Source organism: Pseudomonas izuensis, assembly GCF_002356535.2.
GTDB lineage: Bacteria > Pseudomonadota > Gammaproteobacteria > Pseudomonadales > Pseudomonadaceae > Aquipseudomonas > Aquipseudomonas izuensis.
The window spans coordinates 5546963-5570039 of the sequence record NZ_AP017423.2; the positions used below are offsets into that span (position 1 = coordinate 5546963).

Here is a 23077-nt window from a genome sequence, read left to right on the forward strand (position 1 = left end):
TTACCTCTTGCGTAATACATAAACCCGCGACATGGCATAGAGCGGGAAAAAGTCCAAACGTTCCTGAATATGGAAACCCGCCTCCTCAAACTCCTGCTCTACCGTAGCAGCCGGTAACACAAATCGATTTTGGTAACCTTCCTGCTCACGGGTTTTCTCCAGGCGCTTGCGTTTCCAGGCCTTGAAATTGCCATCCACCCACAGTGAAAGGATCACGCTGTCACGGGTAACGCGCTCGAATTCGCGCAGAATGGTCATTCGATGCTCGGCTTCACCGATGTGCTGAAGCAAGCGCATGCAAAAAATGCTGTCGACCGCGTTATCAGGCAGGGCAATGTCGAATGCAGATGTCTGCAAGGGTTGTACCCGTTTTACCACGTCAGCGGGCTGCGCCTGCATGGCGATCTTCAACATCGACTCGCCGTTGTCGGCACCGATGATCACCCGGTTGAGTTTTTCCGCCAGCAACGGCCAGAAGCGTCCCGCACCGCATGGCAGATCAAGCACCAGGCCTGGCTCGCCAGCCAGCATCAGTGCTTTTCGCGCCAGTTGCTCGTAACGCCAATGGGATAGTTTTCGACTAACGCCATCCTGATGTTCAAGCAGGCATGGTTGCGTGTGCACATCGGCGTACTTTTCGGAAAAATCAAGCTTGATCGGGTCAGGCTTCATCGAGGCCTCCTGCACTTCTGATGACGACCACCTTAGGTAGCGCCATGTGAGTGTCAGGTTATGCCCTTGTGAAAAAAACGTGATGCAAAACCTGGAATGGTTTCGAGACATCAAGGATTGCAACGAGCGCCGAAATGCCCGATTTCAGGCCGCTCAGCGACCCCTGGATGTCTGCAATTCCACCTCAAAACGACAGCCATTGGGTTCCATGTTGGTCAGGCTGACGCACCACCCCTGGTTCTCACAGATTCGTTGCACCAGCGACAATCCCAGGCCCAGGCCCTCTCCGCGTTTCTCGTTGCCGCGCACGAAAGGCTCGAACATCGCTTCGCGCTTATCCTCAGGTATGCCGACCCCACTGTCCTCGACCACGAATCCGCTGGCTGACAAGGTCAGGCGGATAAAGCCTTGTTCGGTGTAATGCAGTGCGTTTCGCAGGAGATTACCCATCACCGCGTGCAGGAACGTTGCGTTGTACCGGGTACTTTCTGGTTTGCCTGGCTCAAAAATCAGCTTCAGCCCCTTTTCCTCGATCGGTGTGCGCCACAGCCCGAGCAGCCCGCTGGCCGCTTCACTCAGCGTCTGTTGCGGCGACATGCTGGCGTCTTCACGCTGAGCGCGGGCCAGCATCAGGAAGGTTTGCACCAGTTCGCGCATTTCCTCACTGGCGCGGGCGATTCGCTCTACCTGAGCACGGCCGCGCTGATCGATACCCGGGTTTTCCAACAGCAACTCGCAGGAACTGGCGAGCACCATCAAGGGCGTACGCAATTCGTGGCTGACGTCACTGGTGAACAAACGCTCCCGGGTCAATGCCTGACGCAGGCGCCCCAGGGTCGCGTCGAAGGCCACCGCCAGTTCGCCCACTTCATCGGCAGCGTAATCCGGCGCCAGAGGCGGTGCCAGACCCAGCAATTGATCGCGATGACGCACCTGGCGGGCCAGCCGTACAACCGGTGCCATCACCTTGCGCGCCAGGACCCAACCGAGGAAAACCGCCAACGCGAGGCTCAGTACGAAGCCCACCAGCACCACGGCGAACAGCACCCGTTCACGCTCTTCGAAATCGCTCTGATCCTGCAACAGCACATAGCGCCGCCCGTCGACGATTTCGACAATGGCGTGGTACGACAGATTTTCGCGAAATACCTCGTGAAAACCCGCATCAAGATTCCGCAAATCCTTGGGCAGCTCAAAATCCCCCCGCCCCCCGCTGAAATAGAATAACTGGTCCGGTTCAGGGCGATGGCTCCAGTCCGAGACGTTATCCATCAGCAACAGTCGCTGCAAATCACCGCCCAGACCTGCGGAAATGAGCTTTTCTTCCACCAGGTGCACGGTCGCCACAATGCCCATGGCAAAGGCGCCCGCCACCAGTGCGCTCATCAGCGCAAAGGCAATGATGATCCGTTGAGCAAGGCTCTGTTTAAACTCCATTGCGCCCCTCGGCCAGGCGATAACCCACACCGTGGACGGTGTGCAGCAGCGGTTTGGCGAACGGTTTGTCGATCACCTGGCGCAACTGATGGACGTGGCTGCGCAGGCTGTCACTGTCCGGGCAGTCATCACCCCACAGCGCCTCTTCGAGTATTTCGCGGCGCAATACATGGGGACTTTTCTGCATCAGTACCGCCAGCAGCTTCAGGCCCACCGGGTTGAGCTTGAGCAATTTGCCTTCGCGGGTGACTTCCAGCGTGTCGAGGTCATAGTTCAGGTCGCCGACTTGCAAGGTGCGGCGTCCGCCACCCTGGGTCCGGCGCATGACTGCCTCGACCCGAGCCGCCAGTTCAGACAGGGCGAAGGGTTTGATCAGGTAATCGTCGGCACCGGACTTGAAACCCTGTAGCCTGTCATCCAGCTGATCGCGAGCGGTAAGCATGATCACCGGCGTGTCACGCCGGGCATCTTCGCGCAGGCGCTTGCACAGGGTGTAGCCGTCGATGCCGGGCAGCATGATGTCGAGCACGATCAAATCGTAATGCTCGGTGGCCGCCAGGTGCAGGCCCGACAAACCGTCCTGCGCACAATCCACGGTGTAACCTTTGAGCCCCAGGTAATCGGCCAGGTTGGCCAGGATATCGCGGTTGTCTTCAACCAATAAAATTCGCATGGGCATCTGCTCCGTATACAGTAACGGCCGTCATGGCCCGCGCAGCTTAAGGCCAAGTGTGGCTCACGGCTAGGGGAAGGCCACGCGGAGATCAATCCGCTCTACCAACGGCCCGGTTTTACAAGCTTTTCACTATCGAATCACACCCTGATTACAGCGGTCAGTCGAGACTGACACGCGATTGCTATAAGGAATGTCGACAATGGACTATTTGAAGACGGCGCCAATGCGCTTTTTGCTGTTGGTAACCGGCTCATGGCTGGTTATCTTTCTTCTTACACGAACGGTTTTACTCCTGACTCATCTGGATGAGGCCGGCAGTGGTTTCCTGTCTGTCTTCGGCATTGGTGTGCTCTACGACCTGGGCTTCCTTGCCTACGCGGCGCTCCCCATGGGGCTCTATCTGTTGCTTTGCCCACCGGCCCTCTGGCGTCGTCGCGGGCATCGCTGGTTTCTTCAGGCGCTGCTGACGGTCAGCCTGTTTGCAATGCTATTTACCTCGGTGGCCGAATGGCTTTTCTGGGATGAGTTCGGCGTGCGCTTCAACTTTATCGCCGTCGACTACCTGGTGTATTCCGACGAAGTATTGAACAACCTGCTTGAGTCGTACCCGATCGGCACGCTGCTGACGATTCTCGCCGTGCTGGCCGTGGTGCTGAGTTTCGCGTTGCGTAAACCCTTCAATGCCGCGCTCGATGCACCGTTGCCACCCTTGCGCGGGCGTCTGTTGAATGCGCTGGTCCTGTTGATCGCCGCCGGCCTGAGCCTGCAGTTGCTCAGCCAGGATGCGCCACGCAGCCAGGGCGGCAATGCTTACCAGAATGAATTGGCGAGCAATGGCCCGTATCAATTTTTCGCCGCCTTTCGTAACAATGAACTGGACTACCCGCAGTTCTACAGCACCCTGCCATCGGCCGTTGTCGCAAAACAGATTCGTGCCGAGCTGAACGAACCCAATGCCCGCTTTATCGGCGAAGACCCGCAAGACATCCGTCGACAAATCGACAATCCGGGCCAGCCACGCAAGCCCAACATTGTTCTGGTCACCATTGAAAGCTTCAGCGCCAAGTACATGGGCAGCAACGGTGACGAGCGCAACCTGACACCGAATCTGGATGCCTTGCGCAAGCAGAGCCTGTACTTCAACAATTTCTACGCCACCGGTACCCGTACTGATCGGGGTCTGGAAGCCATAACCCTGGCCATACCGCCCACGCCGGGACGTTCGATCGTCAAGCGTGTGGGCCGCGAAAGTGGTTTTGCCAGCCTTGGCCAGCAACTCAACGCCGTGGGTTACGACAGCGTGTTTGTCTATGGCGGCCGCGGTTACTTCGACAATATGAACGCCTTCTTCAGCGGCAACGGTTACCGCGTGGTAGACCAGAGCAGTGTCGAAGAGTCAGAGATTCATTTCAAAAATGCCTGGGGCATGGCTGATGAGGATCTCTACAACCAGACACTCAAGCTGGCCGACGCCGACCATGCAAAGCAACAACCCTTTTTATTGCAATTGATGACCACGTCCAACCACCGTCCTTATACCTACCCGGACAATCGGATCGATATCAAGTCCGGCAACGGGCGTGACGGTGCGGTGAAATACACCGACTACGCCATTGGTCAGTTCCTCGCTCAGGCGCGTCAGAAACCGTGGTTCGATAATACTATTTTCGTCTTTGTCGCTGACCACACCGCCGGCAGTGCGGGCAAGGAAGACCTGCCAATCAGCAACTACCAGATTCCACTGTTCATCTATGCACCGAAGTTGATTGAAGCCCGCGAGACTGCACAGCTGGCCAGCCAGATCGACCTCGCGCCAACCCTGTTGGGCCTGCTGAACCTGGATTACCAGTCGACGTTCTTTGGGCGTAACCTGTTGCAGGACAACCCGCTGCCTCCACGAGTGGTCGTTGGTAATTATCAGCACCTGGGGTTGTTCGATGGCAAAGACCTTGCGATCCTGAGCCCCCGCCAGGGCTTGCGTCGTCACGATGATGCCTTGACCGAAAGTCGTGAGTACCGCTCCGACTCCAGTGACCCGTTGATCGCCCGCGCGATCACGTACTACCAAACAGCCAGTTATGGCTTCAAGCAACAGCTGCTTGGCTGGAAAGTGCCCATGGAGGGCACAGCCAAAGTCAGCGAATGAAAACCGAATCGCCCCGGGCTGATGCCCCGGGGCGTTTTCCTTTGTTCAGGATCCACCATGTCATCAACCGTTGTCCGCCCTGCCCCGCGCCCACTCAACTTCTGGGTGTTCCTGGGCGTACCCGCCGCTGTGGCGATTATTCTCGTACTGCTCGAACTGACCTCACTGGATATGGACCTGGCCAAACTGTTCTACGACCCGGCCGCTGGAGGCTTTATCGGGCGGCACAGTTACTTCCTCGAAACCGTCCTGCATACCCGCGCCAAGCAAGTGGTCATCGCCTTCTCGGTGTTTGCCATCCTCGGTTTTGTCAGCTCCTTCTTCATGGCCAGGCTCAAGCCATTCAAACGGGAACTGGGATGCCTGGTGCTGTCCCTGGGCCTGGCGACGTCTTTTGTCACCCCCATGAAAGCGGTAACGGCGGTGCAGTGTCCGTGGAGCCTGGAGCAATTCGGCGGCCATGAGACCTACAGTGAATTGCTGAGCCATCGACCGCACTCTGACAAACCGGGCCGCTGCTGGCCAGGCGGCCATGCCGCGACCGGCTTCACCCTGTTTGCGCTGTTTTTCGTGCTGCGCGATCGCCGCCCACGACTGGCCAGGGCGGCGCTCGTCTTCGCCTTTACCCTGGGTTCGGTGTTCTCCATCGGCCGGATGATGCAAGGCGCACATTTCTTCTCGCACAACGTGTGGACGGCGGTGTTTTGCTGGCTGATTTGCCTGGGGTCGTATTACTGGATTTTGTATCGCCCCGCTTCCAGAGCCGAAGCAATGGCCAAAGCACAGCCGGTCAACGCCTGAAACACAGGTCAAAAATGTGGGCGCGGGCTGGCTCCGGGCGGCGTTCCGACGAAGGCGGTTTAACATTCAACGTATAGGTTGATAGGCACTCCGCTTTCGCGAACAGGCTCGCTCCTACTCTGGATCGAGGCGCCCGCGGAATACGGGCAATAAAAAACCCCGCCTGCTTTCGCAGGCGGGGTTTTTACGTACGGGGTAAGGCTGGCTTACATCATGCCGCCCATGCCGCCCATACCGCCCATGTCTGGCATGCCGCCGCCAGCTGGTGCGTCTTCCTTGATCTCGGCGATCATGGCTTCGGTGGTGATCATCAGGCTGGCAATCGACGAAGCCGCTTGCAGAGCCGAACGGGTCACTTTGGCCGGGTCCAGGATACCCATTTCGATCATGTCGCCGTATTCGCCAGTCGCAGCGTTGTAACCGAAGTTACCCGCGCCTTGCTTGACCTTGTCGACAACAACGCTTGGCTCGTCGCCGGAGTTGGCAACGATCTGGCGCAGTGGAGCTTCAACAGCGCGACGCAGCAACTGGATGCCCACGTTCTGGTCATCGTTGTCGCCTTTCAGCTCGCTGATGGCTTGCAGGGCACGAACCAGTGCCACGCCGCCGCCAGGTACCACGCCTTCTTCAACGGCTGCACGGGTAGCGTGCAGGGCGTCTTCAACGCGGGCTTTCTTCTCTTTCATTTCAACTTCGGAACCAGCGCCAACCTTGATCACTGCAACGCCACCGGACAGCTTGGCCAGGCGTTCTTGCAGTTTTTCACGGTCGTAGTCCGAGGAAGTCTCGGCAACCTGGGCACGGATCTGACCGATGCGTGCTTCGATGTCGCCCTGTACGCCAGCACCGTCAACGATGATGGTGTTTTCCTTGGACAGGGTGACGCGCTTGGCGTTGCCCAGGTGCTCCAGGGTGGTGCTTTCCAGGCTCAGGCCGATCTCTTCGGAGATAACGGTACCGCCGGTCAGAACGGCGATGTCCTGCAGCATGGCCTTGCGACGATCGCCGAAGCCCGGAGCCTTGACGGCTGCGACTTTAACGATGCCACGCATGTTGTTCACAACCAGAGTCGCCAGGGCTTCGCCTTCAACGTCTTCGGCCACGATCAGAAGTGGACGGCCGGCTTTGGCAACGGCTTCCAGTACTGGCAGCATTTCGCGGATGTTCGAGATCTTCTTGTCGACCAGCAGGATCAGCGGACCGTCCAGCTCGGCAGTCATGGTCTCTGGCTTGTTGACGAAGTAAGGGGACAGGTAGCCACGGTCGAACTGCATGCCTTCAACAACCGACAGTTCGTTTTCCAGGCCCGAGCCTTCTTCAACGGTGATCACGCCTTCTTTACCGACTTTTTCCATGGCTTCGGCAATGATGTCGCCGATGGAGTTGTCGGAGTTGGCGGAGATGGTGCCGACCTGAGCGATGGCCTTGGTGTCAGCGCATGGCTTGGACAGGGCTTTCAACTCTTTGACGATGGCGATGGTCGCCTTGTCGATACCGCGTTTCAGGTCCATCGGGTTCATGCCGGCAGCGACGGCTTTCAGGCCTTCGTTGACGATCGACTGAGCCAGAACGGTAGCGGTGGTGGTACCGTCGCCTGCGTCATCGTTGGCACGGGAGGCAACGTCTTTGACCAGCTGCGCGCCCATGTTTTCGAAACGGTCTTTCAGCTCGATTTCCTTGGCTACGGAAACGCCGTCCTTGGTGATGGTCGGAGCGCCGAAGCTCTTCTCGATGATCACGTTACGGCCTTTCGGGCCCAGGGTCGCTTTTACCGCGTCAGCCAGGACGTTGACACCGGTGAGCATTTTCTTGCGGGCGGAATCGCCGAATTTAACTTCTTTAGCAGCCATGATCGATATTCCTTAAATACTTTGTAGTAACGGGAAAATGAGCGGGGAATCAGCCTTCGATAACAGCGAGGATTTCGTTCTCGCTCATTACCAGCAGATCTTCGCCGTCGACTTTCACAGTGTTGCTGCCGGAGTAAGGACCGAACACAACCTTGTCGCCCACTTTGACGGACAGTGCACGCACTTCACCGTTTTCCAGTACGCGGCCGGTGCCTACAGCGAGGATTTCGCCGCTGTTGGCTTTTTCAGCAGCCGAACCTGGCAGGACGATACCGCCAGCGGTTTTCTTTTCTTCTTCGCTGCGACGGATGACGACGCGGTCATGCAGAGGACGAAGCTTCATTGTCGATCTCTCCTAATTGTGGTTTTCATCGGCCGGTGTAGTCCCGGCGGGTTTAACAAAGTCCGGCGGTGCCGGGTGCGGCTCGACGAGCGAGACGCGGAAGTCTGTCTGGCGTGATCGCCAGAAACCTTGCGGTGACCGTTACATAAGGGCGCATAAGCTTATTACAAGAGCGGGGATCGAAAATTTTTCATCCCGGTGACCCGCAAACGAACACGGCACCCGAAGGTGCCGTGTGGTCATGGTGTTACTTGGTATCGCGATGTTCGAACTCGCCTTCGATCACATTGGGCTCACGACTCAGAGGTTCACGCGGCGCGGGGCCGCCACGGGACTGAAGGTCATCGGCGAACGCACGCTGGCGGATCGCTTGTTCCTCGGCGCGCTGGCGCATTTTATTGGCCAGCAGACGGCGGCTGATCGGCAGCAGCATGATCAGGCCGACCACGTCGCTGATGAAACCCGGAAGGATCAGCAGGCCACCGGCCAATGCCAGCATCAGGCCTTCGAGCATGGTCTGGGCGGGCAATTCGCCGCGGTTCAGGCTTTCACGGGCACGCAACGCGGTGGCCAGGCCGGCGATCCGCAGCACGAACACACCGAACATCGAGCCGAGAATGATCAGCAGCAGGGCCGGGAAAAACCCGATAGCCCCTGCCACCTTGACGAATACGAACAGCTCCAACACCGGAAACAGCAGAAAGAGCAACAAAAAAGGGCGCATCAAATGGTTCCTCAACGCAAGAAAGCCTTGCCAGTTCACCTTAGATGACGTCGCCGTTTCGTGAATTCAAGCGTCGGCCCCTGCATTTTTCGGCCAATGTTCGGCGTGGGCCAGGAAAACCAAGGCCTCGCGAACTTGTGTCGGCGTATTACATGGGGCTCGGAAAGGTAGCCAGTAGATCCCCTGACCAATGCGCAAATGCATGCCTTCTGAGTCGATCCCGACCATTTGCGCTGGTGTGGCGTTCGGCAGTCCCGCCAGCTCGACGTAGTGCGCAATGGCCTTGGTGTGATCGGCATTCATGTGTTCGACCATGCTCACTTCTGCCTTGCCGGCGAAGGGGTTGGCCAGGTTCAGGTCGTTGACCCAATGAATCGCGCCAAAACCGCCGATGTAGCGGTGGCGTACAGGCTTGAGCACCCAGAAGTCGAAATCGTGGGCCTGGTGATAGCCCTGCGACTCCGGGAAGTAGCGGTAGTACCGTTCGGAAGCGGCTTCGATGGCGGCTTCGTCTTCAAGCTGCTGCGCTTCGGCCAGATAGGTCAGTCGACCAACGGCCTGGACATCTTCCGCCCCACGCTCGCCCACGAACAGCGAGCATTTCGGGTCTTTCTGCAAATTGTGGGTGTGCTGAGCGATGCGGCTGATCAGGATCAGCGGCCGGCCCAGCTCGTCCAGACAGTACGGAACCACGGAGCCGAACGGGAATCCTGGCATCGATTTGGAGTGCGTCGAGAGCACTCCACGGTATTCCTTGAGAAGCAATTCTCGTGCATGCTTAGCTGCTTCAACGCTCAATTTATGACTCCTTAAATAGAATCCGTCAAAAAAACGGACGGGCTGCTGGTGATAGTTCCAGCATGCCATCGGGGCAGTTCTCATGTGCAGCCAAGCCACATCTGGTGCAGATCGAGAGGCTCTCTTCAAGGAAACCACTCAGACCTGCTACCGGGGCATGCGAATGCAACTCACTGACAAAGTAATCATTATCACGGGCGGTTGCCAGGGTTTGGGCCGTTCCATGGCCGAGTATTTCGCCGCCAGGGGCGCGAAGCTGGCGCTGGTGGACCTCAATCAGGAAAAGCTCGATGACACCGTGGCAGCCTGCCAGGCCAAGGGCGCAGAAGCCCGTGCTTACCTGTGCAACGTGGCCGATGAAGAGCAAGTGACCCACATGGTCGCCCGGGTCGCTGAAGACTTCGGCGCGATCCATGGCCTGATCAACAATGCCGGCATCCTGCGCGACGGGCTGTTGCTCAAGGTCAAGGACGGCGAAATGACCAAAATGAGCCTGGCTCAGTGGCAGGCGGTCATCGACGTCAACCTGACCGGCGTGTTCCTGTGCACCCGTGAAGTCGCTGCAAAAATGGTCGAGCTGAAGAACAGCGGCGCGATCATCAATATCTCGTCGATTTCCCGCGCCGGCAACGTCGGCCAGACCAACTACTCCGCCGCGAAGGCCGGTGTCGCCGCCGCGACCGTGACCTGGGCCAAGGAACTGGCGCGCTATGGCATCCGCGTGGCGGGCATTGCACCGGGCTTCATCGAAACCGAGATGACGCTGGGCATGAAGCCTGAGGCGCTGGAGAAGATGACGTCCGGGATTCCGCTCAAGCGCATGGGCAAGCCGGAAGAGATTGCCCATTCGGCGGCGTACATTTTCGAGAACGACTATTACACCGGCCGGATTCTGGAAATGGATGGCGGGTTGCGCATTTAAGGCCCGGCACAAAACCAATGTGGGAGCGAGCCTGCTCGCGAAGAGGCCCGGTCAGCCACCACCGATGGTGACTGATATACCGCTTTCGCGAGCAGGCTCGCTCCCACAATGGATCGCATTTCAGACCATCAATCGTCGCTGATGGTGATGTTCGGCATCGCCGGCGTTGCCGCTTCCTGCAACACGATCCGCGCGCCGACATGACGGGCGAGTTCCTGGTAAACCATCGCAATCGGGCTGTCTGGCTCGGCGATCACCGTTGGCTTGCCGCCATCGGCCTGCTCGCGGATGACCATCGACAGCGGCAACGAGGCCAGCAACTCGACACCGTACTGGCTGGCCAGTTTCACCCCGCCGCCCTCACCGAACAGATGCTCGGCATGTCCGCAATTGGAGCAGATGTGCACGGCCATGTTTTCCACCACGCCCAGCACCGGGATGTTGACCTTGCGGAACATCTCCACGCCCTTGCGCGCGTCGAGCAAGGCCAGGTCCTGTGGCGTAGTGACGATGACAGCACCGGCCACCGGGACTTTCTGCGCCAGGGTCAGCTGGATGTCACCGGTGCCTGGCGGCATGTCGATCACCAGGTAATCCAGGTCGCCCCACGCCGTTTGGGTGACCAGTTGCAACAGGGCACCGGAGACCATCGGCCCGCGCCAGACCATCGGTGTGTTGTCGTCGGTCAGAAACGCCATCGACATCACTTCAACGCCATGGGACTTGAGCGGAACGAACCATTTCTGGTCCTTGACTTCTGGCCGGGTGCGTTCGGGGATACCGAACATGATGCCCTGGCTCGGACCGTAGATATCGGCGTCGAGAATGCCGACCTTGGCGCCTTCGCGGGCCAGGGCCAACGCCAGGTTGGCGGCGGTGGTGGATTTGCCCACACCGCCCTTGCCCGATGCCACGGCCACCACGTTCTTGACGTTGGCCAGGCCCGGAATCTGCGCCTGGGCCTTGTGCGCGGCAATCACGCTGGTGATGTCGACGCGGGCAGATGTCACGCCGTCCAGGCCTTCGATGGCCATTTGCAGCATTTGTGCCCAGCCGCTCTTGAACAGACCGGCGGCATAGCCCAGTTCGAGCTGAACGCTGACGCGCTCGCCCTGAATATCGATGTTGCGCACGCACCCGGCGCTGACCGGGTCCTGGTTCAGATAAGGGTCGGTGTATTGGCGAAGGACGGCTTCCACCGCTGCGCGATTGACGGCGCTCATGGGCAACTCCGAAAACAGGTCTTGGAAAGATGGCGGATATCGTACCCGTTATGAGCGTTCGGCGGGATGCTCAAAAAATGGCGATCAGCCGTTACTCATCCAATGAAACAGGCTCACAGGGTGAAAAATATGTGCCGGCGCTTTATAGTGGCCGACCTCCGTTTCATCAAGTAGCCGAGCCCCATGTCCGAGCCACGCAAGATCCTCGTCACCAGCGCCCTGCCCTATGCCAATGGTTCGATTCACCTCGGCCATATGCTGGAATACATCCAGACCGATATGTGGGTGCGCTTCCAGAAGCACCGCGGCAACCAATGCATTTATGTCTGCGCCGACGACGCCCACGGCTCGGCGATCATGCTGCGCGCGGAAAAGGAAGGCATCACCCCGGAACAACTGATCGCCAACGTCCAGGCTGAACACAGCGCCGACTTTGCCGAGTTCCTGGTGGACTTCGATAATTTCCACTCCACTCACGCCGAAGAAAACCGTGAGCTGTCGAGCCAGATCTACCTGAAGCTGCGCGACGCCGGGCACATCGCCACGCGCTCGATCACGCAGTATTTCGACCCGGAAAAGAAAATGTTCCTGGCCGACCGCTTCATCAAGGGCACTTGCCCGAAATGCGGCACTGAGGATCAGTACGGCGACAACTGCGAAAAATGCGGCGCGACCTACGCACCGACCGACCTGAAGGATCCGAAATCGGCGATCTCCGGCGCCACCCCGGTGCTCAAGGACTCCCAGCATTTCTTCTTCAAGTTGCCGGACTTCCAGGAAATGCTGCAAGCCTGGACCCGCAGCGGCACCCTGCAGGACGCCGTCGCCAACAAGATCGCCGAATGGCTGGACGCCGGCCTGCAACAGTGGGACATCTCCCGCGATGCGCCGTACTTCGGTTTTGAAATCCCCGATGAGCCGGGCAAATACTTCTACGTGTGGCTGGATGCGCCGATCGGCTACATGGCGAGCTTCAAGAACCTGTGCAACCGTACGCCGGAGCTGGACTTCGACGCGTTCTGGGGCAAGGATTCCACCGCCGAGCTGTACCACTTCATCGGCAAGGACATCGTCAACTTCCACGCCCTGTTCTGGCCAGCGATGCTCGAAGGCGCGGGTTACCGCAAGCCGACCGGCATCAACGTGCACGGCTACCTGACCGTCAACGGCCAGAAAATGTCCAAGTCCCGCGGCACCTTCATCAAGGCCCGGACCTACCTGGATCACCTGTCGCCGGAATACCTGCGCTACTACTACGCGGCCAAGCTGAGCCGCGGCGTCGACGACCTCGACCTGAACCTCGAAGACTTCGTGCAGAAGGTCAATTCCGACCTGGTGGGCAAAGTCGTCAACATCGCCAGCCGTTGCGCCGGCTTCATCCATAAGGGCAACGCCGGTGTGATGGTCGACACCAACGCCGCGCCGGAGCTGACCGAAGCCTTCCTGGCCGCCGCGCCTGGCATCGCCGACGCCTATGAAGCCCGCGACTTCGCCCGCGCCATGCGCGAGATCATGGCCCTGGCCGACCGCGCCAACGCCTGGATCGCCGACAAGGCACCGTGGTCGTTGAACAAACAGGAAGGCAAGCAGGATGAAGTCCAGGCCATCTGCGCCACCGGCGTCAATCTGTTCCGCCAGTTGGTAATCTTCCTCAAGCCGGTGCTTCCACTGCTGGCTGCCGATGCCGAAGCGTTCCTGAACGTCGCGCCATTGACCTGGAACGACAACACCCTCTGGCTCGCCAACCATCAGCTGAACGAGTTCAAGCCGCTGATGACCCGGATCGACCCGGTCAAGGTGCAGGCCATGACCGACGCTTCGAAAGAAGACCTGACTGCGAGCCAGACCGACACCGGCGAAGCGGCACCTGCCGGCAATGGCGAACTGGCCAAGGATCCGTTGTCCCCGGAAATCGAGTTCGACACCTTCGCAGCAGTCGATTTGCGCGTCGCGCTGATCGTCAAGGCCGAACACGTGGAAGGCGCCGACAAGCTGCTGCGCCTGACCCTGGACATTGGTGACGAGCAACGCAACGTCTTCTCCGGGATCAAGAGCGCTTATCCGGACCCGTCCAAGCTCAATGGTCGGCTGACCATGATGATCGCCAACCTCAAGCCTCGCAAAATGAAATTCGGTATCTCCGAGGGCATGGTGATGGCGGCCGGTCCTGGCGGTGAAGAGATCTACCTGTTGAGCCCGGACAGCGGCGCCAAGCCTGGTCAGCGGATCAAGTAAGGCACGGCGGCAAACCGATCCCACAGTCGTGCCTGACGCGACTGTGGGATTTTCATGTCTGGCCCACCCTCCGCCCTTGCCGGATAATGCCTAAGCTTTTTTGAACGCAGCGCTCTTGGGTTCATCGCGAGCAAGCTCGCTCCTACAAAAGTCGGCTCGATCATGACCGAAACACTGCTTACGCTTATCAGCACCGCCCTGATCAACAACCTCGTGTTGCATTGGCCGCTGGGTGTCGATCCGCTGCTGGGCACCGAGCGTCGGCAAGTCCATGCCCTGGGCATAGCGACAACCTGCCTGATGCTGATCGTCGGCCTGCTGGGCTACACGCTCTATCATTGGCTGCTCATCCCGCTGGAACTGACGTCGCTGCGCCTGTTCGTGCTCCTTCCCCTGAGCGTGCTGCTGATCGCCCCGCTGCTGAACGGTTTGTCACGGGTGTTTTCGACGCTGTGCTTTGAAGGACTCTGGCCACTGTTGTTGGGCAATGCGGGCGTGCTCGGCGTGGCGCTTCTCAATATTCAGGGCGACAACGGATTCTTTGCTGCCGCGGCCCTGAGCCTGGGGGCCGGGGTGGGTTTCTGGCTGGTGCTGGGTCTGTTCAATGACCTGCGCCAGCGCACACGTGATAACGATGTTCCCCTGCCCTTTCGCGGCTTGCCGATCGACCTGATCGGCGCCGGTCTGATCGCAGTGGCCTTTCTCGGATTCAGTGGACTGATCAAAACATGAGTCTGATTCAACGCATCGACGCCCTCTTGCCGCAGACCCAATGCGGCAAGTGTGGTCACCCCGGATGCAAGCCCTACGCTGAAGGCATCGCCAACGGCGAGCCGATCAACAAGTGCCCGCCGGGCGGCAATGAAACCATTAACGCCCTGGCTGAGCTGCTGAAGGTGCCAGTGCTGGAGCTGGATGTCAGCCGAGGCTCGGCTCCGGCGCAGATCGCCTACATCCGCGAGGCCGAGTGCATCGGTTGCACCAAATGCATCCAGGCCTGCCCGGTAGACGCCATCGTCGGCGCGGCCAAGCTGATGCACACGGTGATCATCGACGAATGCACCGGTTGCGACCTCTGCGTGGCGCCTTGCCCTGTGGACTGCATCGAAATGCATCCCTTGCCGATAGCCACGGTGCTGCCAATTGTCGGCGGTATGGCGTTCAGCCTTGAAGAGCAACGGGCCCGTGCCGCCAAACGCAATCATGCACGGCGCCGTTTCGAGCAACGCAACGCCCGCTTGCAGCGCGAAGAGCAACAAAAAGCCGCCGAGCGCCAGGCCCGTGCGCAACGCGCTGCCAAGCCCGGTGAAGGGACGCTCGACCCGGTGCAGGCGGCCCTCGAACGCGTCCGCGCACAAAAAGCCGCCAACGCCGATGCGGCGTTGAAAAAAGCCAAAATCGATCTGGCGATGAGCCGGGCGCAACTGACCAAATCACTCAAGGCGTTTGGCCATCCGCCGACCTTCGAACAGCAGTCGCAATTGATTGTCCTGCAACAGCAGTACGAAGCCGCCGAGCAAGCCTTGGCACAGCTGGAAAATTCGGTGCCGTCCGTCCCGGTGCCGGCGCCCGTTGCTGCGCCGGCGAAAAATGCCGACCTGAATCGGGCGAAGATCCAGTTGGCCATGCGCCGCGCCGAACTCAAAAAAGCCCAGACCGCCGAAGCGCCCGCCGAGCAGATCGAAGCCCTGGAGCGCGCACTGAGCGAAGCCGAACGCCAGGTAAATGCCTATGCCGCTCCTTGAATCGGTCGATGAGCGCCTGCAGCAGGCCATGAAATGGGTTCTGTTGGCGACGTTGCCAGGAATGCTGGCGTTGTTCTGGTTCTACGGTTGGGGGGTGTTGATCAACCTGATGCTGGCAGGCGCCAGTGCGCTGGGCGTTGAAGCGGCGGTGCTGCAATTGCGCAAGCGCCCCCTCAAGCCAACCTTGAGCGACTGCAGCGCCCTGGTCAGTGCAACCCTGTTGGCCCTGGCCCTGCCGCCCTATTGCCCGTGGTGGCTGACGGTCAGTGCTGCTGCGTCCGCCATGTTGTTCGGCAAGCATCTTTATGGCGGTGTCGGCAGCAATCCGTTCAATCCGGCGATGCTCGGTTTCGCCCTGGTGATGGTGACGTTTCCACAACAGATGACCCACTGGCCGGCATCCCACGGCATGGATCTGTCGGGTGGCGTACAGCAAGTATTCGGTTTCGGTTCAAATCCGGATGCCTGGGTCCGCGCCACAGCACTGGACAGCCTGCGGATCAATAAAAGCCTGACCATGGACGAACTGTTCTCGACCAATCCGGCGTTTGGCCATTTCGGCGGTCGCGGCGTGGAATGGGTGAACCTGGCCTTTCTCGCGGGCGGCGTGTTTCTGCTGCAACGACGGGTATTCAGCTGGCATGCACCGGTGGGCATGCTTGCCAGCTTGTTCGTCATCAGCCTGTTGTGCTGGAACGGTACGGGCTCCGACTCCCATGGCTCACCGTTGTTTCATCTGCTCACCGGTGCCAGCATGCTGGGAGCGTTCTTCATCGTTACGGAGCCGGTATCCGGCGCCAAAAGCCCCGGCGCAAAGCTGCTGTTCGGCGTGGGTGTCGGGCTGCTGACCTATCTGATTCGTACTTGGGGCGGCTATCCGGACGGTCTGGCGTTTGCCGTGCTGTTGATGAACCTCTGTGTACCGGCGCTGGAGCGATTTGTCGCGGCCAGACAAAAGCGAGTTGCATCATGAAGCGCGCCTCCAGCGTCGCCATCCTGGCACTACTGGCCAGTCTCGGCACCGGCTTGACCTGGCTCGTGCAGCACAGCAGCGCGCCACGGATCGCGGCCGAGCAGCGCCTGATCGACAGTCGAAAGCTACTGGACCTGCTACCGCCCGACAGCTACGACAATCAGCCGCTGGAACAACCGCTCACGCTTGAAAACACGGCACTGGGCAACAGCACACTGCTGGCAGGTTACCGGGCGACCAAGGCCGGCAATGCTTATGCCGTGCTACTGCGCAGCCAGACCCTGGGCTACGAGGGCGCCATCGACTTGATGATCGCCATCGATCTCAACGGCAGGCTGATTGGCGTCAAAACCCTCAAGCAGGCGGAAACCCCGGGGCTTGGCGGGCGAATTGCCGATTGGCCCAATGCCTGGCTTCAAATGTTTTCCGGCAAGTCCCGAACCGATCCGGACGACAAAGGCTGGGCCTTGAAAAAGGATCAGGGACAATTCGACCAGATCGCCGGAGCGACCATCACCTCAAGAGCCGTGATAAACGCTACCCACGATGCGCTGCGTTACTTCGACGAACACCGGCAACAACTGCTCGGGAGTCCTTCCCATGAGTAAACCACCGCTGTTACAGAACTCATTGATGCTCGCACCGCTCATCGGCGCCACCGGCTCACTGGTGACAGCCCTCGGCCTGTGGTTGATGTTCATCGTGGTGATCAGTGTATTTGGCCTGGGCATGAATGCATTGCGCTCACGCCTGTTCCCGGGGGCGCACCTACTGGCCAGCGTGCTGCTGGCCGCGACGCTGACCAGTTGCGCGGAACTCGGCCTGCAAGTCTGGTCACTGCAATGGCATCAACAGGCGGGAATCTATACAGCGTTGATCGCCTTGCAATGTGTCGTGCTTGAGCAGGCTGGGTTTTTCCAAAGGGCTTGGCGAGATCGCCTGCGCCTGTGTGGGCTGTTCGGCGCATTGATGGTGGGCCTGGGCTTGCTGCGCGAGCTCATGGGTAACGGGACACTCGGTAGTCATCTACCGTGGCTGCTGGCTGCGACGCAAGCGGACTGGCAGGGCTGGGTGCTGACCACCGACGGAGGCCTGCGCCTGGCCACACTGGCCCCGGGTGGTTTCATTCTGCTGGGATTGCTGGTCGCCGCATGGCAGGCCCGACAGCGCGCCCCCTCTACACACTGACAGTTTTCTAGGAAATGCATCGCCCATGAATGCCGCAAAACGTCTGGAAATTTTCCGCAGGCTGCATGAAGACAATCCGGAGCCCAAGACCGAACTGGCCTATTCCTCACCGTTTGAATTACTGATTGCGGTGATTCTTTCGGCGCAATCGACCGATGTCGGCGTCAACAAGGCCACCGCAAAACTGTTCCCGGTAGCCAATACCCCCGCGGCGATCCATGCCCTGGGAGTCGAGGGACTGTCGGAATACATCAAGACCATCGGTCTATACAACAGCAAAGCGAAGAATGTGATTGAGACCTGTCGCTTGCTGGTGGAGCGCCATGCAGGCGAAGTACCGCAAACTCGAGAGGAACTGGAGGCACTGCCCGGCGTTGGGCGCAAAACTGCCAACGTGGTGCTCAATACCGCATTTCGTCAATTGACCATGGCCGTGGACACCCATATTTTCCGGGTCAGTAATCGCACCGGCATTGCGCCCGGCAAGAATGTGGTTGAGGTCGAGAAAAAGCTGATGAAGTTCGTGCCCAAGGAGTTCCTGCTCGACTCCCATCACTGGTTGATACTGCACGGGCGCTACGTTTGCCTGGCCCGCAAGCCTCGCTGCGGCAGTTGCCGGATTGAAGACTTGTGCGAATACAAGCACAAGACGTCGGACGATTGAGGCACTATAGGATTTATTGATTCATCGATTGAAAAAATCTTTTTTACCCATCGGGAGATTGTCGATATAAGGAGCCCCAAAGGCCTTCTTAGCCTGGAGTAACTAAATGAGCACTGGCAAAGAGCAATTGGACGTAGAAGACGACTTCACCCCCGTTGAAGCTGATGATGCCGAACCTGTGGTTGAGGTAGCAAAAACCAACCTGAGCAAGCGCCGTACCATCGACAATCTTCTGGAGGAGCGCCGACTGCAAAAGCAATTGGCCGATTACGATTTTGATTTATGACACCTGAAAGCCTCCCGAAACGGAGGCTTTTTATTTTGTGCGAGCCGCGATGAATGCCCGTTCATCGCGCATCGTCACCCCGGATACAATCACACCAACCCATTGCGTTGAGCCAGCTCGATCAAATCGACCAGCGAGCGCGCATTGAGTTTCAGCAACAGGCGCGTCTTGTAAGTACTCACGGTTTTGTTGCTGAGAAACATCCCATCGGCAATCTCCTTGTTGGTCTTGCCTCTGGCCAGCTGTTGCAGGACCATCATTTCCCGTCCTGACAGTCGATCCACCATATCGGCTTCACTGGCGTTCCCCAGACTGGCACGCACGGTATGCAAGGCTTGATTGGGAAAGTAGCTGTAACCGGACAACACTGCCTTTATTGCACTGAGCAATTCAGTGAGATCCTGTTGCTTGCAGACATACCCGGCGGCACCCGACTGCATGCAACGCATGGAAAAGTGCCCGGGAGCCTGAGAAGTCAATATCAGCACTTTCATGGGCAAGGCTGTCGAGGCAAGTCGAGCAATAACTTCCAGCCCATCAAGCTTCGGGATCCCGATATCCAGAATGACGATGTCCGGCATGTATTCGCGAGCAAGTTGCAATGCATCCACGCCATTATCTGTTTCAGCTACAACTTCGTAGCCATGACGTTCCATTAGCATACGTACCGCAAGACGAATGACGGGGTGATCATCCACGATCAGCACTTTATTCATGGGCAAGTCCAATTTTCGCTGTTCGAATTTTTAGAGCCCGCACAATAGCCTAGTCGTTTCACCCATGGCATGCCGCCCCCCCAACGACCCGCACCGAGAGACATTCCCTACAAAAATCGCGGATTAGTCCTACAAAACATCCCCGAATACAGCCCATTAAAAATGGCACCCATGTGAACGCATTACGATGTGAAACATTTTTTTCGCCAACTTAAACTGCCAAATAAAATTTAATACTTATAAGAAACACCTCACTTCAGAGAGTTCTCCGTTAAACGCAAGCGGCATCTTCCAATAAAAAATTCACACCAGAAATATCACACACCGAGCATCCACTTGCTCTTACAGCAAAAAATCCAACATGCACAATCATTAACAGCATCAAACTAAAAAACGGCTCCACGAACGCCGCAAACGAAAAAAAACCAACAACCACAGCCTACATACAAACATCGAATTGCAGGTATGGCGTAACATAACTTTCAACAAACGACACCAGCATCTCAACCCCAACGAGCAAAGATAAAATACGATGAGTAATACACATGATCAAACTAAAAAAAAGAATCACCAATCCCATGACAATAATCGCGATATTCGCAACACTGTCTGAGACATCAGCCGCCATTTCTCTGCCATTCCTGGACAACGATGAAAGAGAAATCTATGTCTGGTTCCTGATCAGCTTTCCTTTTTATTTGCTGTTCCTTTTCTTCGCCACACTCAACTTCAATTACCGATCGCTTTACTCGCCTTCGGACTTTGAAAAGGACGAGCACTTCCTGAAAGCCATGGACGATGATGATTCGCACCCAGCCGCCTCTCCCTCCGGGGCTCAGGCTCCTCCAGACGAGGTTGGCTTACGGCCTTCCCTTTCGGTTAAGCATCAGATTCGCTTACCCGAATGGATCTGTGCATCATTGATACACGCTGTATGAAAAACAAAATAGAACTCGGCACTCTGCTGGGGAAGATACAAAAACCACAGGAAAAACGGGCACACGTCTTTTTGTTTCTTACCGGGACAGAATCGGAAAAACTACTGAAAGACAGCGTACTCAAATATTTCAAACAGACAAAGAAACGCGGCAGCGCCCATTCCTGGGTTGCTTACAATTTGAGTTCACAAGGGGTGACGGTCATGGATCAGCGTTGCCAACTGACACATGGCAATCAGCAGTGAGGAAGGTTTTATCAGTGAGAAACAGAAGGAAGGAAACAAACAGCTTAAATGTAAATCGCTATATCACAATCCCGGACCTGAAATGCCCTTTTCAAATGTGTGGCCCCGTCGAAGACGAGGCCACACATCCGTTACAGGTTCAAAGCGATCAGAACAGCTTGCGACCTTTGTTCGCGGCAATGCGCATGCGCAAGGCATTGAGCTTGATGAAGCCCGCCGCATCGGCCTGGTTGTAGGCGCCGCCATCTTCCTCGAAAGTCGCGATGTTGGCGTCGAACAACGACTCGTCGGACTTGCGGCCCGTGACAATCACATTGCCCTTGTACAGCTTCAGACGCACGACACCGTTCACATGAGCCTGCGACGCATCGATCATCTGTTGCAGCATCAGACGCTCAGGACTCCACCAGTAGCCGGTGTAGATCAGGCTGGCGTACTTCGGCATCAGCTCGTCCTTGAGGTGAGCCACTTCGCGGTCCAGGGTGATCGATTCGATCGCACGGTGGGCGCGCAGCATGATGGTGCCGCCAGGTGTTTCGTAGCAGCCACGGGACTTCATGCCCACGTAACGGTTCTCGACGATGTCCAGACGACCGATACCGTGTTCGCCACCGATACGGTTCAGGGTCGCCAGCACGGTGGCCGGGGTCATTTCGACGCCGTCCAGTGCCACGATGTCGCCGTTGCGGTAGGTCAATTCCAGGTACTGCGGCTTGTCGGGAGCGTTCTCCGGGGAGACGGTCCAACGCCACATGTCTTCTTCGTGCTCGGTCCAGGTGTCTTCCAGCACGCCGCCTTCATAGGAAATATGCAGCAGGTTGGCATCCATCGAGTACGGGGATTTTTTCTTGCCGTGACGCTCGATCGGGATCGCGTGCTTTTCAGCGTAATCCATCAGCTTCTCACGGGACAGTAGGTCCCATTCGCGCCACGGAGCGATCACTTTCACACCGGGTTTCAAGGCGTAGGCGCCCAGTTCGAAACGAACCTGGTCGTTGCCCTTGCCGGTGGCGCCATGGGAAATGGCGTCAGCGCCGGTTTCGTTGGCGATTTCGATCAGGCGTTTGGCGATCAACGGACGAGCGATGGAAGTACCCAGCAGGTACTCGCCTTCATAAACGGTGTTGGCGCGAAACATCGGGAAAACGAAATCGCGCACGAATTCTTCGCGCAAGTCGTCGATGTAGATCTCTTTCACGCCCATGGCCTGAGCCTTGGCGCGTGCCGGTTCGACCTCTTCGCCCTGACCCAGGTCAGCGGTGAAGGTCACCACTTCACAGTTATAAGTATCCTGCAGCCACTTGAGGATCACCGAAGTGTCCAGGCCGCCGGAATACGCCAGAACAACCTTGTTTACGTCCGCCATGCCATCACTCCACGGGGTTCTACGGAAAGCCGTGAAGTCTACCGCTCATGCAGGATAATTTACAGTGGCGCGACAGCTTATGACGACGAAGCGACAGATTCTGTCGAGGGCGCGACGATGACCAACACGTCATGTCGTTGCCGAGGTACCCGGCTTCGTGGCTTGGGGAGCCACTTGCTCCGGTGGCGCACCTCGTTCCAGACGCACCGCAACCCGGCGGTTCTTCGAACGGTTGGCGTTGTTGGTATTGGGCGCCAGCGGGTAACGCTCGCCATGGAAGCGCATCGTGATCTGCGACTCCTGGATGCCGTTGGCCTTGAAGAACTCCATGACCGCCAGGGCCCTGCGGCGTGACAGATCGCGGTTGGTCAGGCGATTGCCGCTGTTGTCGGAATGTCCGTCGAGCTCGATGTGATTGACCGTCGGATCGGCCTTCATGTACTCAAGCATCACCTGCAGCCTGGCTTTCGCGGCAGCATCCAGTTCGATACCCCCGCCGGGGAAGCCGACTTCCGACTGTTTCACCTGATCGAAATTCTGCGGCAACAGCTTGGCTACGCACCCCTGATAGTCGGCAAACGCCTTGTTAAACCTGACCGGTAACAGGCGCACTTCCGATACCCGGCCATCGCCCGAGGAATGGCGGACCACCGGACTGCGCCCATCCATCAAGCCGCTGATCAAACGACCGGCCTGGGCCTGTGAGCTGTTGAACAACACGTTGCCGCTGCCGATTCTCACCGTGCCCAGATTGATATCGCCCCGTCCCGGCTGCCAAGGCGCGGCGGCGGCCAGCAAGGTGGCCGAACCTCCGCCCATCATGGCGTTGTAGGCATTCAGACGAAACGTCGCCTGTTCGCCTGCACGACGCACGAACTGCCCTGAGCCGAAGTCGGTGATCGGCTGGGTCAGGCGGCACTCGAACTTGTCGCCTTCGACCGTCCACTCAATGCTCTCCAGACGGGTCTGGAAAGTGAGCGCCATTGCAGGAAGGCTGGCAAACACACTGAGCAAGGCTAAATAACGCTGGCGCACGGGAGGCTCCACTGGCTTCTACAACAAAAAGACCGACACACAGATGTTTACGGCATACCTGTTGGATATCGGAAGCTTGCCGCAAAACTTGATA

Annotated in this window: 22 protein-coding genes and 1 pseudogene; 12 read left to right on the plus strand and 11 right to left on the minus strand. The window is 58.1% G+C overall.

The genetic code is table 11. The annotated features are described in order from the left end of the window. The 3 genes from LAB08_RS24710 to colR form a co-directional block, all read right to left on the minus strand. Positions 1–672, minus strand: a complete 672-nt coding sequence (locus LAB08_RS24710; protein WP_096509261.1) for a class I SAM-dependent methyltransferase — start codon at positions 670–672, stop codon at positions 1–3. A 153-nt stretch (positions 673–825) separates the two neighbouring features. Next, on the minus strand, positions 826–2109 hold the full coding sequence (locus LAB08_RS24715; RefSeq protein ID WP_096509260.1) for a sensor histidine kinase: 1284 nt from the start codon (positions 2107–2109) through the stop codon (positions 826–828). Next, positions 2099–2782 carry a two-component system response regulator ColR gene (gene colR / locus LAB08_RS24720; protein ID WP_096509259.1) on the minus strand — a complete coding sequence of 228 codons (684 nt, stop codon included), beginning with the start codon at positions 2780–2782 and terminating at the stop codon, positions 2099–2101. The genes LAB08_RS24715 and colR overlap by 11 nt, the downstream gene beginning before the upstream one ends. Positions 2783–2984: 202 nt before the next feature. Between colR and LAB08_RS24725 the strand changes: the two genes are divergently transcribed. Both LAB08_RS24725 and LAB08_RS24730 read left to right on the plus strand, forming a co-directional pair. Next, positions 2985–4931: an LTA synthase family protein gene (locus tag LAB08_RS24725; RefSeq protein WP_096509258.1), complete on the plus strand. Its 1947-nt coding sequence runs from the start codon at positions 2985–2987 to the stop codon at positions 4929–4931. Between the two features lie 57 nt (positions 4932–4988). Beyond that, positions 4989–5732 carry a phosphatase PAP2 family protein gene (locus LAB08_RS24730; RefSeq protein ID WP_096509257.1) on the plus strand — a complete coding sequence of 248 codons (744 nt, stop codon included), beginning with the start codon at positions 4989–4991 and terminating at the stop codon, positions 5730–5732. A 206-nt stretch (positions 5733–5938) separates the two neighbouring features. Here the strand turns inward: LAB08_RS24730 and groL are convergent, their stop codons facing one another. The 4 genes from groL to LAB08_RS24750 all read right to left on the minus strand — a co-directional run bounded on the left by groL (position 5939) and on the right by LAB08_RS24750 (position 9447). Further along, positions 5939–7582, minus strand: a complete 1644-nt coding sequence (gene groL, locus LAB08_RS24735; RefSeq protein WP_096509256.1) for a chaperonin GroEL — start codon at positions 7580–7582, stop codon at positions 5939–5941. A 49-nt stretch (positions 7583–7631) separates the two neighbouring features. Further along, positions 7632–7925 (minus strand): co-chaperone GroES, encoded by a 294-nt coding sequence (locus LAB08_RS24740; protein ID WP_007985847.1) that lies wholly within the window; start codon positions 7923–7925, stop codon positions 7632–7634. Between the two features lie 247 nt (positions 7926–8172). Next, the gene (locus tag LAB08_RS24745) at positions 8173–8649 is read right to left on the minus strand and encodes an FxsA family protein (protein ID WP_096509255.1); all 477 of its coding nucleotides are present in this window, start codon (positions 8647–8649) and stop codon (positions 8173–8175) included. A 66-nt stretch (positions 8650–8715) separates the two neighbouring features. Beyond that, positions 8716–9447 (minus strand): HugZ family pyridoxamine 5'-phosphate oxidase, encoded by a 732-nt coding sequence (locus LAB08_RS24750; protein WP_096509254.1) that lies wholly within the window; start codon positions 9445–9447, stop codon positions 8716–8718. 163 nt (positions 9448–9610) lie between these two features. Here LAB08_RS24750 and LAB08_RS24755 point away from each other — a divergent pair, with 163 nt between their 5' ends. Then, a complete protein-coding gene (locus LAB08_RS24755) occupies positions 9611–10369 on the plus strand; it encodes an SDR family oxidoreductase (protein ID WP_096509253.1) in 759 nt (252 codons plus the stop codon). A 128-nt stretch (positions 10370–10497) separates the two neighbouring features. Here LAB08_RS24755 and apbC read toward each other — a convergent pair whose 3' ends face one another. Further along, entirely contained in the window at positions 10498–11592 is a 1095-nt protein-coding gene (apbC, locus tag LAB08_RS24760; protein WP_096509252.1) for an iron-sulfur cluster carrier protein ApbC, read from the minus strand. 183 nt (positions 11593–11775) lie between these two features. On the opposite strand from apbC, the gene metG reads away from it, so the two are divergent. From metG to LAB08_RS24800, 8 genes are all read left to right on the plus strand, one after another. Then, on the plus strand, positions 11776–13827 hold the full coding sequence (metG, locus tag LAB08_RS24765; RefSeq protein ID WP_096509251.1) for a methionine--tRNA ligase: 2052 nt from the start codon (positions 11776–11778) through the stop codon (positions 13825–13827). A 162-nt stretch (positions 13828–13989) separates the two neighbouring features. Next, entirely contained in the window at positions 13990–14559 is a 570-nt protein-coding gene (locus tag LAB08_RS24770) for an Rnf-Nqr domain containing protein (RefSeq protein ID WP_096509250.1), read from the plus strand. Next, entirely contained in the window at positions 14556–15572 is a 1017-nt protein-coding gene (gene rsxB / locus LAB08_RS24775; RefSeq protein WP_096509249.1) for an electron transport complex subunit RsxB, read from the plus strand. Before LAB08_RS24770 ends, rsxB begins: the two co-directional genes overlap by 4 nt. Beyond that, on the plus strand, positions 15559–16545 hold the full coding sequence (locus LAB08_RS24780; protein WP_096509248.1) for an RnfABCDGE type electron transport complex subunit D: 987 nt from the start codon (positions 15559–15561) through the stop codon (positions 16543–16545). Before rsxB ends, LAB08_RS24780 begins: the two co-directional genes overlap by 14 nt. Further along, positions 16542–17153 carry an RnfABCDGE type electron transport complex subunit G gene (locus LAB08_RS24785; RefSeq protein ID WP_096509247.1) on the plus strand — a complete coding sequence of 204 codons (612 nt, stop codon included), beginning with the start codon at positions 16542–16544 and terminating at the stop codon, positions 17151–17153. The genes LAB08_RS24780 and LAB08_RS24785 overlap by 4 nt, the downstream gene beginning before the upstream one ends. Further along, positions 17146–17733 (plus strand): Rnf-Nqr domain containing protein, encoded by a 588-nt coding sequence (locus LAB08_RS24790; RefSeq protein WP_096509246.1) that lies wholly within the window; start codon positions 17146–17148, stop codon positions 17731–17733. The genes LAB08_RS24785 and LAB08_RS24790 overlap by 8 nt, the downstream gene beginning before the upstream one ends. A 25-nt stretch (positions 17734–17758) precedes the next feature. Next, on the plus strand, positions 17759–18397 hold the full coding sequence (gene nth, locus LAB08_RS24795) for an endonuclease III (protein ID WP_096509245.1): 639 nt from the start codon (positions 17759–17761) through the stop codon (positions 18395–18397). A 106-nt stretch (positions 18398–18503) separates the two neighbouring features. Beyond that, complete coding sequence (locus LAB08_RS24800; protein ID WP_007898493.1) at positions 18504–18683, plus strand: PA3496 family putative envelope integrity protein; 180 nt, start codon at positions 18504–18506, stop codon at positions 18681–18683. Between the two features lie 89 nt (positions 18684–18772). Here the strand turns inward: LAB08_RS24800 and LAB08_RS24805 are convergent, their stop codons facing one another. Further along, positions 18773–19399 (minus strand): response regulator transcription factor, encoded by a 627-nt coding sequence (locus LAB08_RS24805; RefSeq protein ID WP_096509244.1) that lies wholly within the window; start codon positions 19397–19399, stop codon positions 18773–18775. Positions 19400–19944: 545 nt separating this feature from the next. On the opposite strand from LAB08_RS24805, the pseudogene LAB08_RS24810 reads away from it, so the two are divergent. Next, positions 19945–20582 (plus strand): annotated as a pseudogene (locus LAB08_RS24810) (hypothetical protein). 148 nt (positions 20583–20730) lie between these two features. Here the strand turns inward: LAB08_RS24810 and LAB08_RS24815 are convergent. Both LAB08_RS24815 and LAB08_RS24820 read right to left on the minus strand, forming a co-directional pair. Then, positions 20731–21948, minus strand: a complete 1218-nt coding sequence (locus LAB08_RS24815) for an argininosuccinate synthase (protein WP_007938916.1) — start codon at positions 21946–21948, stop codon at positions 20731–20733. A 129-nt stretch (positions 21949–22077) separates the two neighbouring features. After that, positions 22078–22983 (minus strand): flagellar protein MotY, encoded by a 906-nt coding sequence (locus LAB08_RS24820; protein WP_096509243.1) that lies wholly within the window; start codon positions 22981–22983, stop codon positions 22078–22080. Between the last annotated feature and the right edge of the window lie 94 nt (positions 22984–23077).

Excerpts from the sequence above, each read along its gene's own strand:
- groL (WP_096509256.1), bottom strand. The coding sequence starts at position 7,582 with ATGGCTGCTAAAGAAGTTAAATTCGGCGATTCCGCCCGCAAGAAAATG.
- rsxB (WP_096509249.1), top strand. The coding sequence starts at position 14,556 with ATGAGTCTGATTCAACGCATCGACGCCCTCTTGCCGCAGACCCAATGC.
- LAB08_RS24710 (WP_096509261.1), bottom strand. The coding sequence starts at position 672 with ATGAAGCCTGACCCGATCAAGCTTGATTTTTCCGAAAAGTACGCCGAT.
- LAB08_RS24725 (WP_096509258.1), top strand. The coding sequence starts at position 2,985 with ATGGACTATTTGAAGACGGCGCCAATGCGCTTTTTGCTGTTGGTAACC.
- apbC (WP_096509252.1), bottom strand. The coding sequence starts at position 11,592 with ATGAGCGCCGTCAATCGCGCAGCGGTGGAAGCCGTCCTTCGCCAATAC.
- LAB08_RS24770 (WP_096509250.1), top strand. The coding sequence starts at position 13,990 with ATGACCGAAACACTGCTTACGCTTATCAGCACCGCCCTGATCAACAAC.
- LAB08_RS24755 (WP_096509253.1), top strand. The coding sequence starts at position 9,611 with ATGCAACTCACTGACAAAGTAATCATTATCACGGGCGGTTGCCAGGGT.
- LAB08_RS24745 (WP_096509255.1), bottom strand. The coding sequence starts at position 8,649 with ATGCGCCCTTTTTTGTTGCTCTTTCTGCTGTTTCCGGTGTTGGAGCTG.
- LAB08_RS24715 (WP_096509260.1), bottom strand. The coding sequence starts at position 2,109 with ATGGAGTTTAAACAGAGCCTTGCTCAACGGATCATCATTGCCTTTGCG.
- LAB08_RS24780 (WP_096509248.1), top strand. The coding sequence starts at position 15,559 with ATGCCGCTCCTTGAATCGGTCGATGAGCGCCTGCAGCAGGCCATGAAA.
- LAB08_RS24790 (WP_096509246.1), top strand. The coding sequence starts at position 17,146 with ATGAGTAAACCACCGCTGTTACAGAACTCATTGATGCTCGCACCGCTC.
- metG (WP_096509251.1), top strand. The coding sequence starts at position 11,776 with ATGTCCGAGCCACGCAAGATCCTCGTCACCAGCGCCCTGCCCTATGCC.
- LAB08_RS24785 (WP_096509247.1), top strand. The coding sequence starts at position 16,542 with ATGAAGCGCGCCTCCAGCGTCGCCATCCTGGCACTACTGGCCAGTCTC.
- nth (WP_096509245.1), top strand. The coding sequence starts at position 17,759 with ATGAATGCCGCAAAACGTCTGGAAATTTTCCGCAGGCTGCATGAAGAC.
- LAB08_RS24740 (WP_007985847.1), bottom strand. The coding sequence starts at position 7,925 with ATGAAGCTTCGTCCTCTGCATGACCGCGTCGTCATCCGTCGCAGCGAA.
- LAB08_RS24730 (WP_096509257.1), top strand. The coding sequence starts at position 4,989 with ATGTCATCAACCGTTGTCCGCCCTGCCCCGCGCCCACTCAACTTCTGG.
- LAB08_RS24815 (WP_007938916.1), bottom strand. The coding sequence starts at position 21,948 with ATGGCGGACGTAAACAAGGTTGTTCTGGCGTATTCCGGCGGCCTGGAC.
- colR (WP_096509259.1), bottom strand. The coding sequence starts at position 2,782 with ATGCGAATTTTATTGGTTGAAGACAACCGCGATATCCTGGCCAACCTG.
- LAB08_RS24800 (WP_007898493.1), top strand. The coding sequence starts at position 18,504 with ATGAGCACTGGCAAAGAGCAATTGGACGTAGAAGACGACTTCACCCCC.
- LAB08_RS24805 (WP_096509244.1), bottom strand. The coding sequence starts at position 19,399 with ATGAATAAAGTGCTGATCGTGGATGATCACCCCGTCATTCGTCTTGCG.